Raw genomic sequence first — 11938 nt, 5'->3', positions numbered from 1 at the left:
CCTTGCCCCGCACACCTGTTGAACAGGTCATCGTGGTGATCGCGTGTCAACTTGATCAGGTCATCAGCGTATCCGCCGCCACGGACATTCGTCGGCGGACGGCCAAGAAGCCGCCCGCCGGGGGGAATCGGACACGCAGCCCCGACTACGCGGTGCGCTGCGCCTCTTCGCGGATCTTCTGAGCCAGCTGCGGCGGCATCGGCTCGTGCCGCGCGTAGGAGCGGCTGAAGCGTGCCGTGCCGTGCGAGAGGGAACGGAGGTCGACCGCGTACCGGCCGATCTCGATCTCCGGCACCTCGGCCCGTACCAACGTCCGGCCGCCGCTGGTCTGTTCGGTGCCCAGGACCCGGCCGCGCCGCGTGGACAGGTCGCTCATCACGGCACCGACGTAGTCGTCGCCGACGAGCACCGAGACCTCGGCGACCGGTTCCAGCAGGTGGATCGTCGCGTCGGCCGCCGCCTCGCGCAGGGCGAGCGCGCCCGCCGTCTGGAAGGCGGCGTCCGAGGAGTCCACGGAATGCGCCTTGCCGTCGAGAAGCGTGATCCGGACGTCCACGAGGGGGTGCCCGGTGGCCACGCCCTTGGCGGCCTGGGCGCGTACACCCTTCTCCACGGACGGGATGAACTGCCGGGGCACGGCCCCGCCGACCACCTTGTCGACGAACTCGATGCCGGAGCCGCCGGGCAGCGGTTCCACCTCGATCTCGCAGATCGCGTACTGGCCGTGCCCGCCCGACTGTTTGACGTGCCGCCCGCGCCCGCCGGAGGTGCCCGCGAACGTCTCCCGGAGGGAGACCTTGTGCGGCACCACGTCGACCTGGACTCCGTAGCGGCTGCGCAGCCGCTCCAGGGCGACGTCCGCGTGCGCCTCGCCCAGGCACCACAGCACCACCTGGTGGGTGTCCTGGTTCTGTTCGAGCCGCATGGTGGGATCCTCGGCGACCAGCCGGGAGAGCCCCTGGCTGAGCTTGTCCTCGTCCGGCTTGCTGTGCGCCTGGATGGCGAGCGGCAACAGCGGGTCCGGCATCTCCCAGGGCGCCATGAGCAGCGGGTCGTCCTTGGCCGAGAGCGTGTCGCCGGTCTCGGCCCGGTTCAGTTTCGCCACGCACGCCAGATCACCCGCGATGCACTGCGAGAGCGGGCGCTGCTGCTTCCCGAACGGGGCGGACAGGGCGCCGATGCGTTCGTCGACGTCGTGGTCCTCATGGCCGCGGTCGGCCAGTCCGTGCCCGGAGACATGGACCGTGTCGTCGGGATGCAGGGTGCCGGAGAAGACGCGGACCAGCGAGATACGGCCCACGTACGGGTCGGAGGACGTCTTGACGACCTCCGCCACCAGGGGCCCCGACGGGTCGCAGAGCGCGAGGTCACGGGGCTTGCCGTCCGGGGTGGTCACCGCGGCCGCCTCATGCTCCAGCGGGGTGGGGAAGCCGCCCGTGATCAGTTCCAGCAGTTCGACGGTGCCGAGTCCCTGGCGGGCGCCCTCGACCGCGGGCGCGGCGGCGAGCACCGGGAAGAAGACCCCGCGCGCGACCGCCCGCTCCAGGTCCTGCACCAGCGTGTCGACTTCGATCGCCTCGCCGCCCAGATAGCGGTCCATGAGGGTCTCGTCCTCGCTCTCGGAGATGATCCCCTCGATGAGCCGGTTACGGGCGTCCTCGATCAGCGGCAGCTGTTCCGGCCCCGGCTCGGCTTCCTTGCGCTCGCCGGAGGCGTAGTCGAACAGCTTCTGCGACAGCAGTCCGACGAGCCCGGTCACGGGCGTGTGCCCGTCGGAGCCCTGGGAGCTGTGCAACGGCAGGTACAGGGGCAGTACGGCGTCGGGGTCGTCCCCGCCGAACTCGTGCGCGCACACCCGGGTCATCTCCTCGAAGTCGGCCCGGGCGGCCTCCAGGTGCGTGATCACAAGGGCGCGCGGCATACCGACGGCCGCGCACTCGTCCCAGACCATGCGGGTGGAGCCGTCCACCCCGTCCGCGGCCGAGACCACGAAGAGGGCCGCGTCCGCCGCGCGCAGACCGGCCCGCAGCTCCCCGACGAAGTCGGCGTATCCGGGAGTGTCCAGCAGATTGATCTTGATCCCGTCCCGCTCGACGGGGACCAGGGAGAGCTGCACCGACCGCTGCTGCCGGTGCTCGATCTCGTCGTAGTCGGAGACGGTGCCGCCGTCCTCCACGCGGCCCGCCCGGTTCACCGCTCCCGCGGTCAGCGCGAGAGCCTCCACCAATGTCGTCTTGCCGGATCCGCTGTGGCCGACCAGCACCACATTCCGTACGGACGCGGGGTGGTCGGCCGCCGTAGCCCTGCCGGCGGCTCCAGGGTGCGCGTTCGCCTTGTCGCCCATGGCCTTGCCTCCCGTGCACGGTGAGGTCTCTGTGGGCGCGGACATGCGGACCCGCGTGCGGTAGGCGGCTCCGGTGACGCCCGCGGTGTCTTCGAGCTTTGCACTCCCGTCACGGTGCGTCCATACGGAGGACCGGATCCCGCCATCCGGGCAGGCGAGCGCCCCCCACGGCGCCCCCGTGGCCCCGGTGCCACCAGGACGTGACACGGGCCCGCGGGTGCCCGGCCGTCACGCACACGCGCGCGTGGCTACGATGGGCCAGCCGGCGGCCAGCAGAGGCCGCGCGGCTCACCGACCGTCGGGAAGGCCATGCTGAACAAGTACGCGCGTGCATTTTTCACGCGTGTCCTCACACCGTTCGCCGCGTTTCTGATCCGCCGGGGCGTGAGCCCCGACACGGTCACGCTCATCGGCACCGCCGGGGTGATCGCGGGCGCGCTGGTCTTCTACCCCCGGGGCGAGTTCTTCTGGGGCACGGTCGTCATCACCCTGTTCGTGTTCTCGGACCTCGTCGACGGCAACATGGCCCGCCAGCTCGGCCGCTCCAGCCGCTGGGGCGCCTTCCTGGACTCCACGCTCGACCGGGTCGCCGACGGCGCGATCTTCGGCGGCTTCGCCCTGTGGTACGCGGGCAACGGCAACGACAACGTCCTGTGCGCGGTCTCGATCTTCTGTCTGGCCAGCGGCCAGGTGGTGTCGTACACCAAGGCCCGAGGCGAGTCGATCGGTCTGCCCGTCGCCGTGAACGGGCTCGTCGAGCGCGCCGAGCGGCTGGTCATCTCGCTGGTCGCGGCCGGGTTCGCGGGGCTGCACAAGTTCGGCGTGCCGGGCATCCAGGTGCTGCTGCCGATCGCGCTGTGGATCGTCGCCGTCGGCAGCCTGATCACGCTGGTCCAGCGGGTCGTCACGGTCCGCCGGGAGTCCGCCGAGGCGGACGCGGCCGCGGAGGACCACCGGGACCAGGGCGCCTCGCACGGGAGCGGGGCGGCACAGTGAACGACGTGCACAAGAGCGAGGCGGCGACGTGACCAGCCTGCGGGAACGGCTCACCGACGGGCTCTACGGACTCGGCTGGGGCACGGTCAAGGCCCTGCCCGAGCCCGTCGCCACCCGGCTGGGCCGGACCATTGCCGACGCCGCCTGGAGACAGCGCGGCAAGGGCGTGCAGCGGCTCGAGAGCAACTACGCGCGTGTGCTGCCCGGCGCGAGCCCCGAGCGGCTCGCCGAACTGTCCCGGGCGGGCATGCGCTCGTATCTGCGCTACTGGATGGAGTCCTTCCGGCTCCCGGCCTGGAGCCCGGAGCGCGTCAGGGGCGGCTTCGACCCCAAGGATCTGCACTTCCTCACCGACGGACTGGCCGCGGGCAAGGGCGTCGTCCTCGCGCTGCCGCACCTGGCCAACTGGGACCTGGCGGGCGCCTGGGTCACCACCGCGCTGAACACGCCGTTCACGACGGTCGCCGAGCGGCTCAAGCCCGAGACGCTCTACGACCGCTTCGTCGCGTACCGCGAGGGCCTCGGCATGGAGGTGCTGCCGCACAGCGGCGGCTCCGCGTTCGGCACCCTGGCCCGGCGGCTGCGCGACGGCGGACTCGTCTGTCTGGTCGCCGACCGCGATCTGTCGGCCTCCGGCGTCGAGGTCACCTTCTTCGGCGAGACGGCGCGGATGCCGGCCGGACCGGCACTGCTCGCCCAGCAGACCGGTGCGCTGCTGCTGCCGGTGACGCTCTGGTACGACGACTCGCCCGTGATGCGCGGCCGCCTGCATTCCCCGATCGAGGTACCCGAGACAGGTACCCGGGCCGAGAAGGCGTCTGTCATGACACAGGCGCTGGCAGACGCCTTCGCCACGGGGATCGCCGAGCATCCGGAGGACTGGCACATGCTGCAGCGCTTGTGGCTCGCGGACCTGGACCCCGGCGGGGCTCCCCGGAACGAGGACGCCCGGGAGGGTGCGGAGTGAGAATCGGCATCGTCTGCCCGTACTCCTGGGACGTGCCGGGCGGCGTCCAGTTCCACATCCGCGATCTGGCCGAGTACTTCATCCGCCTCGGGCACGAGGTCTCCGTCCTCGCCCCGGCGGACGACGAGACCCCGCTGCCGCCCTACGTCGTCTCGGCCGGCCGTGCGGTCCCGGTGCCGTACAACGGCTCGGTGGCCCGGCTGAACTTCGGCTTCCTCAGCGCGGCCCGCGTGCGGCGCTGGCTGCACGACGGCGCGTTCGACGTGATCCACATCCATGAGCCGGCCTCGCCGTCGCTGGGCCTGCTGGCCTGCTGGGCGGCACAGGGCCCGATCGTGGCGACCTTCCACACCTCCAACCCGCGCTCGCGGGCGATGGTCGCCGCCTACTCGATCCTGCAGGCGGCCCTGGAGAAGATCAGCGCGCGCATCGCGGTGAGCGAGTACGCGCGCCGCACGCTCGTCGAACACCTGGGCGGCGACGCCGTGGTGATCCCGAACGGCGTGGACGTCGACTTCTTCGCGAAGGCCGAACCCAAGGCCGAATGGCGGTCGGACGAGGCGCGAGGCTCCGTCGAGGCCGGCGGAGCGGGAGGCGCGGGCCACACCATCGGCTTCATAGGCCGTATCGACGAGCCCCGCAAGGGCCTGCCGGTCCTCATGAAGGCCCTGCCGAAGATCCTGGCCGCGCGCCCGGACACCCGGCTTCTGGTCGCCGGACGCGGTGACGAGGAGGAGGCGGTGGCGGCGCTCCCCGCCGAGCTGCGTGCACGCGTTGAGTTCCTCGGCATGATCAGCGACGAGGACAAGGCGCGCTTCCTGCGCAGCGTCGACCTGTACGTGGCGCCCAACACCGGGGGCGAGAGCTTCGGGATCGTCCTGGTCGAGGCGATGTCGGCGGGCGCGCCCGTGCTCGCCTCCGATCTGGACGCCTTCGCCCAGGTGCTCGACCAGGGGGCGGCCGGTGAGCTGTTCGCCAACGAGGACGCCGACGCGCTCGCCGACGCGGCCCTGCGACTGCTCGCGGACCCGGAGCGCCGCGCGGAGCTGCGGGCGCGCGGCAGCGCGCATGTACGGCGCTTCGACTGGGCGACGGTCGGTGCGGACATCCTGTCGGTCTACGAGACGGTGACGGACGGCACGGCCGCGGTGGCCACGGACGAGCGGACGGGCCTGCGAGCCCGCCTGGGCCTGGTCCGGGACTGAGTCCGGCACACGGCACCGGTGAGCGGGCCGCCCGGTAGCCTTGCCGCCCGTGACCGCAACCCTCATCTGGATCCTCGTCGCCCTCGTCGCGATCGGCCTCTATCTGAGCTGGACCGCGGGCCGCCTCGACCGGCTGCACTCCCGCATCGACGCGACGCGCGCCGCGCTCGACGCCCAGCTGCTGCGCCGGGCCTCCGTCGCCCAGGAGCTGGCGACCTCGGGGGTGCTCGACCCGGCCGCGTCGATCGTGCTGTACGAGGCCGCCCACGCGGCCCGGCAGGCGGAGGAGGAGCAGCGGGAGGTCGCCGAGAGCGAGCTCAGCCAGGCGCTGCGGGCCGTGTTCGGCGAGGCCCAGCAGGTGGAGGCGGTGCGGGAGGCGCCCGGCGGCGAGGCGGCGGCCCGTGAGCTGACCGAGGCTGTGCGGCGGGTGCCGATGGCCCGGAGGTTCCACAACGATGCCGTACGCGCGGCCCGGGCGTTGCGCCGCCACCGCAAGGTGCGCTGGTTCCGGCTGGCCGGTCACGCCCCCTTCCCGATGGCCTTCGAGATGGACGACGAGCCCCCTGTGGCGCTGACGGACCGTTCGACGGTGTGAGGGACCGGGGGCGCGCCCCGCGTGCCGTAGGGGGGCGGTGTGGGCCGTCCTGTACGGGGCCCTGCGGGTCACGCCGAACGGGGTGGCGCGGGCCCACCCCGTCAGCCAAAACGATCCACCGCCTCCCCATTGGCCCTTGCCGTGGCCTGTTCACCCGGCGTTTCCTCGGTCCAGCAGAAATCAGCCTTTTTCCCGAGTGAGGTCGAACCCGTGTCCAGCACGCTCTCCACCCCCCAGACCCCCGAGACCGGCACGGCCCGCGTCAAGCGCGGCATGGCCGAGCAGCTCAAGGGCGGCGTGATCATGGACGTCGTCACGCCGGAGCAGGCGAAGATCGCCGAAGACGCGGGCGCCGTCGCCGTCATGGCCCTGGAGCGGGTCCCGGCCGACATCCGCAAGGACGGCGGCGTGGCCCGTATGTCCGACCCGGACATGATCGAAGGCATCATCGACGCCGTGTCCATCCCGGTCATGGCCAAGTCCCGGATCGGCCACTTCGTCGAGGCCCAGGTGCTGCAGGCGCTCGGCGTCGACTACATCGACGAGTCCGAGGTCCTCACCCCGGCCGACGAGGTCAACCACTCCGACAAGTGGGCCTTCACCACGCCGTTCGTCTGCGGCGCCACCAACCTGGGCGAGGCCCTGCGCCGCATCGCCGAGGGCGCCGCGATGATCCGCTCCAAGGGCGAGGCCGGCACCGGCAACGTCGTCGAGGCCGTCCGCCACCTGCGTCAGATCAAGAACGAGATCGCCAAGCTGCGCGGCTTCGACAACCACGAGCTGTACGCCGCCGCCAAGGAGCTGCGCGCCCCGTACGAGCTGGTCAAGGAGGTCGCCGAGCTGGGCAAGCTCCCGGTCGTGCTGTTCTCCGCCGGCGGTGTCGCCACCCCCGCGGACGCCGCGCTGATGCGCCAGCTCGGCGCCGAGGGCGTGTTCGTCGGATCCGGCATCTTCAAGTCCGGCGACCCGGCCAAGCGTGCCGCCGCCATCGTGAAGGCCACCACCTTCTACGACGACCCCAAGGTCATCGCCGACGCGTCCCGCAACCTCGGTGAGGCCATGGTCGGCATCAACTGCGACGTCCTCCCGGAGAACGAGCGCTACGCCAACCGCGGCTGGTAAGACGCACCCGCACCCCGGCACGACACAGCCCGACCTCACTTAGGACACCACGTACATGACCGACGCACCCGTCATAGGCGTCCTGGCTCTCCAGGGCGACGTACGGGAGCACCTCATCGCCCTGGCCGCGGCCGACGCCGTGGCCAGGCCGGTGCGGCGCCCCGAAGAACTCGCCGAGGTCGACGGCCTCGTCATCCCCGGCGGCGAGTCCACCACCATCTCCAAGCTGGCCGTCCTCTTCGGGGTGATGGAACCCCTCCGCGCGCGCGTGCGCGGAGGCATGCCGGTCTACGGCACCTGCGCGGGCATGATCATGCTCGCCGACAAGATCCTCGACCCGCGCTCCGGTCAGGAGACCATCGGCGGCATCGACATGATCGTGCGCCGCAACGCCTTCGGACGGCAGAACGAGTCCTTCGAGGCGGCGGTCGACGTCGAGGGCGTGGCGGGCGATCCTGTAGAGGGCGTCTTCATCCGGGCCCCCTGGGTCGAGTCCGTGGGTGCCCAGGCCGAGGTGCTCGCCGTGCACGACGGTCACATCGTGGCCGTACGTCAGGGAAACGCACTCGCAACGTCGTTCCACCCGGAGCTGACCGGCGATCACCGCGTGCACGCTCTGTTCGTCGATATGGTGCGCGCCAACCGGACACCGGAGTCCTTGTAGGATCTCTGGGGTTCGTACAGAGATGGGTTACGCGAAGGAGACAGGCAGATGTCCGGCCACTCTAAATGGGCCACGACGAAGCACAAGAAGGCCGTCATCGATGCCAAGCGCGGCAAGCTCTTCGCGAAGCTGATCAAGAACATCGAGGTCGCGGCCCGGACGGGAGGCTCGGACCCCGAGGGCAACCCGACTCTCTACGACGCCATCCAGAAGGCCAAGAAGCAGTCGGTCCCGAACAAGAACATCGACTCGGCGGTCAAGCGAGGCGCGGGCCTGGAGGCCGGCGGTGCCGACTACGAGACGATCATGTACGAGGGCTACGGCCCGAACGGTGTCGCGGTGCTGATCGAGTGTCTCACCGACAACCGCAACCGTGCCGCCTCGGACGTCCGTGTCGCCATGACCCGCAACGGCGGCTCCATGGCCGACCCGGGCTCCGTGTCGTACCTGTTCAACCGCAAGGGCGTCGTGATGGTCCCCAAGGGCGAGCTGACCGAGGACGACGTCCTGGGTGCCGTCCTCGACGCGGGCGCCGAGGAGGTCAACGACCTCGGTGAGTCCTTCGAGGTGATCAGCGAGGCCACCGACCTGGTGGCGGTCCGCCGTGCCCTCCAGGACACCGGGATCGACTACGACTCCGCCGAGGCCGACTTCGTGCCGACCATGCAGGTCCAGCTCGACGAAGAGGGCGCCAAGAAGATCTTCAAGCTGATCGACGCGCTCGAGGACAGCGACGACGTGCAGAACGTCTTCGCCAACTTCGACGTCAGCGACGAGATCATGGAGAAGGTCGACGCCTAGAGCCGCCGCGAACCGACCGGGCCGACGGGACACCACCCGTCGGCCCGTCGCTTTGCCGGGCGTTGTCAGTGGCACCCGATAGCCTGCACGAACTGGGGGCAGTGCCCGGCGGCGGCCTGGGGAGAGCGAAGCGAAGGGAGGCACGGGGGTGCGCGTACTGGGGGTGGACCCGGGACTGACGCGGTGCGGCATCGCCGTCGTCGAGGGCGTGCCCGGTCGGCCGCTGACGATGCTCGGCGTCGGTGTCGTGCGTACGCCGGCGGACGCCGACCTCGGTCATCGCCTCGTCGCCGTCGAGCAGGGCATCGAGCACTGGCTGGACGAGCACCGGCCGGAATTCGTCGCCGTGGAGCGCGTCTTCAGCCAGCACAACGTGCGGACGGTCATGGGCACCGCCCAGGCCAGCGCCGTCGCCATCCTCTGTGCCACCCGCCGCGGCATCCCCGTCGCCCTGCACACCCCCAGCGAGGTCAAGGCCGCCGTCACCGGCACCGGACGCGCCGACAAGGCCCAGGTCGGCGCCATGGTCACCAGGCTGCTGCGGCTGGACGCGCCGCCGAAGCCCGCCGACGCCGCGGACGCCCTCGCGCTCGCCATCTGCCACATCTGGCGCGCCCCCGCCCAGAACCGACTCCAGCAGGCCGTAGCCCTGCACGCCTCGAAAGGCCGTACCGCATGATCGCCTTCGTCAGCGGCCCGGTCGCCGCCCTCGCTCCGGACTCCGCCGTGGTCGAGGTGGGCGGCATCGGCCTCGCCGTCCAATGCACGCCGAACACCCTCTCCGGGCTCCGCACGGGCCAGCCGACCAGGCTCGCCACCTCCCTGGTCGTCCGGGAGGACTCGCTGACGCTGTACGGCTTCGCGGACGACGACGAGCGCCAGGTCTTCGAGCTGCTCCAGACCGCGAGCGGCGTCGGCCCCCGCCTGGCCCAGGCGATGCTGGCCGTCCACACCCCGGACGCCCTGCGCCGCGCCGTGGCCACCGGCGACGAGAAGGCCCTCACGGCCGTGCCCGGCATCGGCAAGAAGGGTGCCCAGAAGCTGCTGCTGGAGCTGAGGGACCGGCTGGGCGAGCCGATCGGCGCCCCCGTGGTCGGCGCGCCGGTCACCGCCGGCTGGCGCGACCAGCTGCACGGCGCCCTGATCGGCCTCGGCTACGCGACCCGCGAGGCGGACGAGGCCGTGGCCGCCGTCGCCCCGCAGGCCGAGGCCGGCCCGGGCACACCCCAGGTGGGCGCGCTCCTGAAGGCGGCCCTGCAGACCCTGAACCGCGCCCGCTGACCCATCCGCGCCCCCACGAGACCGCGAGGCACACTCCATGAACTGGGACGACACGACCGACACCCCCGCCGCCGAGGGGTCCGCCGGCCCCGCCGCGGAGCGGCTGGTGGGCTCTGTCGCCGACCGTGACGACCAGGCCGTCGAGGCCGCCCTGCGCCCCAAGGACCTGGACGAGTTCATCGGCCAGGAGAAGGTTCGTGAGCAGCTCGACCTCGTGCTGCGCGCGGCACGCGCCCGGGGAGCCACCGCCGACCATGTCCTGCTGTCCGGCGCCCCCGGTCTCGGCAAGACCACGCTCTCGATGATCATCGCGGCCGAGATGGGCGCTCCCATCCGCATCACCAGCGGTCCCGCCATCCAGCACGCCGGCGACCTCGCCGCGATCCTCTCCTCCCTCCAGGAGGGCGAGGTTCTCTTCCTCGACGAGATTCACCGCATGTCCCGGCCCGCCGAGGAGATGCTCTACATGGCGATGGAGGACTTCCGGGTCGACGTGATCGTCGGCAAAGGCCCCGGCGCCACCGCCATTCCCCTGGATCTGCCGCCGTTCACCCTGGTCGGCGCCACCACGCGCGCGGGCCTGCTGCCGCCCCCGCTGCGCGACCGCTTCGGCTTCACGGCACACATGGAGTACTACGAGCCCGCCGAGCTGCGGCGCGTGATCCACCGTTCGGCGAGCCTGCTGGACGTCGAGATCGACCCCGACGGGGCGGCGGAGATCGCCGGACGCTCCCGCGGCACCCCCCGTATCGCCAACCGGCTGCTGCGCCGCGTGCGGGACTATGCGCAGGTCAAGGCCGACGGAGCGATCACCCGCGAGATCTCCGCGGCGGCGCTCAGGGTGTACGAGGTGGACGAGCGGGGCCTCGACCGCCTGGACCGGGCCGTCCTGGAGGCCCTGCTCAAACTGTTCGGCGGGGGTCCTGTGGGACTCTCCACACTCGCCGTCGCAGTGGGGGAGGAACGTGAGACCGTGGAGGAGGTCGCCGAGCCCTTCCTGGTCAGGGAGGGACTGCTCGCCCGGACCCCGCGGGGGCGAGTGGCCACGCCGGCCGCCTGGGCCCACCTCGGCCTCACCGCCCCGACGGGCGGCGGAACCGGGACGAGGACCGGGTCAAACGGACAACATGACCTGTTCGGTGCGTGACGGCGCGGGACTCGCGCGGGCAGGAACCCGGGTGCCATGCTGGGCGTTGTTCCATGCATGCGGACTCGCTTAGACTCCGCCGATGCCGCCCTCGCGGGCGGTGCCGACCACTCCCATCCACCAGGCCGCCGCCAGAGCGGTCGTGCGAAGGATTTCCGTCCCGTGAATACCTTGACCCTTCTCCCGTTCATTGTGCTCATCGCGGCCATGTTCCTGATGACGCGCTCGGCCAAGAAGAAGCAGCAGCAGGCCGCGACCATGCGGAACGAGATGCAGCCCGGCTCCGGCATCCGCACCATCGGGGGCATGTACGCAACGGTCAAGGAGGTCAACGAGGACACGGTCCTCGTTGACGCGGGCCCCGGGGTGGATCTGCTCTTCGCGAAGAACGCCATCGGCGCCGTCCTGACCGATGACGAGTACAACCGCATCGTCCACGGCATCGAGCACGACCTCAAGGCTGACGGCGCCGTCGTGCCGGACGACGTCTCCTCCCTCACCGAGACGGACGAGCCCGCCGCCGACGCCCCCGCCGACAAGCCCGTCGACCTCGGCAAGAAGGACGCTGCCGACGAGACGCCCGGCGCGAAGGCCGACGACGCTGCCGACGAGACGCCCGGCGCGAAGGCCGACGACGCTGCCGACGAGACGCCCGGCGTGAAGGCCGACGAAGCAGAGCCGAAGAAGACCGACGGCGAGTCCGACGCGAAGTAGTCACGCCCCGGGAGCACGGCGCGCAGCCCGCGCGCCGCATGCCTCCCGGGACGTGTCGTTCCCGCACGGAGTCCCGACACCATGTCATGGCCGACCGCGCGC

The 11938-nt window shown here is 71.5% G+C and carries 12 protein-coding genes; 11 read left to right on the top strand and 1 reads right to left on the bottom strand.

The window, feature by feature from the left end:
- Positions 1–145 precede the first annotated feature (145 nt).
- Positions 146–2344: an elongation factor G-like protein EF-G2 gene (locus AB0L95_RS30935; protein ID WP_365167328.1), complete on the bottom strand. Its 2199-nt coding sequence runs from the start codon at positions 2342–2344 to the stop codon at positions 146–148.
- A 309-nt stretch (positions 2345–2653) separates the two neighbouring features.
- On the opposite strand from AB0L95_RS30935, the gene pgsA reads away from it, so the two are divergent.
- The 11 genes from pgsA (at position 2654) to yajC (ending at position 11836) form a co-directional block, all read left to right on the top strand.
- A complete protein-coding gene (gene pgsA, locus AB0L95_RS30930; protein WP_365167214.1) occupies positions 2654–3340 on the top strand; it encodes a phosphatidylinositol phosphate synthase in 687 nt (228 codons plus the stop codon).
- 28 nt (positions 3341–3368) lie between these two features.
- Positions 3369–4307 carry a phosphatidylinositol mannoside acyltransferase gene (locus AB0L95_RS30925; protein WP_365167212.1) on the top strand — a complete coding sequence of 313 codons (939 nt, stop codon included), beginning with the start codon at positions 3369–3371 and terminating at the stop codon, positions 4305–4307.
- On the top strand, positions 4304–5512 hold the full coding sequence (locus tag AB0L95_RS30920; RefSeq protein ID WP_365167210.1) for a glycosyltransferase family 4 protein: 1209 nt from the start codon (positions 4304–4306) through the stop codon (positions 5510–5512). The genes AB0L95_RS30925 and AB0L95_RS30920 overlap by 4 nt, the downstream gene beginning before the upstream one ends.
- Positions 5513–5561: 49 nt before the next feature.
- Positions 5562–6107 carry a hypothetical protein gene (locus AB0L95_RS30915; RefSeq protein ID WP_365167208.1) on the top strand — a complete coding sequence of 182 codons (546 nt, stop codon included), beginning with the start codon at positions 5562–5564 and terminating at the stop codon, positions 6105–6107.
- A gap of 210 nt (positions 6108–6317) precedes the next feature.
- On the top strand, positions 6318–7229 hold the full coding sequence (gene pdxS, locus AB0L95_RS30910; RefSeq protein ID WP_365167206.1) for a pyridoxal 5'-phosphate synthase lyase subunit PdxS: 912 nt from the start codon (positions 6318–6320) through the stop codon (positions 7227–7229).
- Positions 7230–7284: 55 nt separating this feature from the next.
- Positions 7285–7893, top strand: coding sequence for a pyridoxal 5'-phosphate synthase glutaminase subunit PdxT (pdxT, locus tag AB0L95_RS30905; RefSeq protein WP_365167204.1), 609 nt, complete (start codon positions 7285–7287; stop codon positions 7891–7893).
- Positions 7894–7941: 48 nt separating this feature from the next.
- Positions 7942–8694 carry a YebC/PmpR family DNA-binding transcriptional regulator gene (locus AB0L95_RS30900; protein WP_365167202.1) on the top strand — a complete coding sequence of 251 codons (753 nt, stop codon included), beginning with the start codon at positions 7942–7944 and terminating at the stop codon, positions 8692–8694.
- Positions 8695–8842: 148 nt separating this feature from the next.
- Positions 8843–9373, top strand: a complete 531-nt coding sequence (gene ruvC, locus AB0L95_RS30895) for a crossover junction endodeoxyribonuclease RuvC (RefSeq protein ID WP_365167200.1) — start codon at positions 8843–8845, stop codon at positions 9371–9373.
- On the top strand, positions 9370–9975 hold the full coding sequence (gene ruvA / locus AB0L95_RS30890) for a Holliday junction branch migration protein RuvA (protein ID WP_365167198.1): 606 nt from the start codon (positions 9370–9372) through the stop codon (positions 9973–9975). Before ruvC ends, ruvA begins: the two co-directional genes overlap by 4 nt.
- A 37-nt stretch (positions 9976–10012) precedes the next feature.
- Positions 10013–11122 (top strand): Holliday junction branch migration DNA helicase RuvB, encoded by a 1110-nt coding sequence (ruvB, locus tag AB0L95_RS30885; protein ID WP_365167196.1) that lies wholly within the window; start codon positions 10013–10015, stop codon positions 11120–11122.
- A 162-nt stretch (positions 11123–11284) separates the two neighbouring features.
- Complete coding sequence (gene yajC / locus AB0L95_RS30880; RefSeq protein WP_365167194.1) at positions 11285–11836, top strand: preprotein translocase subunit YajC; 552 nt, start codon at positions 11285–11287, stop codon at positions 11834–11836.
- The last annotated feature ends 102 nt before the right edge of the window (positions 11837–11938 follow it).

Source organism: Streptomyces sp. NPDC052036, assembly GCF_040680495.1.
GTDB lineage: Bacteria > Actinomycetota > Actinomycetes > Streptomycetales > Streptomycetaceae > Streptomyces.
Note: the sequence above shows the minus strand (reverse complement) of the source record. Positions and strands in the feature narration are given on the sequence as shown.

Coding starts and splice junctions, on each gene's coding strand:
- ruvB (WP_365167196.1), top strand. CDS start 10,013: ATGAACTGGGACGACACGACCGACACCCCCGCCGCCGAGGGGTCCGCC.
- pdxT (WP_365167204.1), top strand. CDS start 7,285: ATGACCGACGCACCCGTCATAGGCGTCCTGGCTCTCCAGGGCGACGTA.
- ruvA (WP_365167198.1), top strand. CDS start 9,370: ATGATCGCCTTCGTCAGCGGCCCGGTCGCCGCCCTCGCTCCGGACTCC.
- AB0L95_RS30935 (WP_365167328.1), bottom strand. CDS start 2,344: ATGGGCGACAAGGCGAACGCGCACCCTGGAGCCGCCGGCAGGGCTACG.
- AB0L95_RS30900 (WP_365167202.1), top strand. CDS start 7,942: ATGTCCGGCCACTCTAAATGGGCCACGACGAAGCACAAGAAGGCCGTC.
- pgsA (WP_365167214.1), top strand. CDS start 2,654: ATGCTGAACAAGTACGCGCGTGCATTTTTCACGCGTGTCCTCACACCG.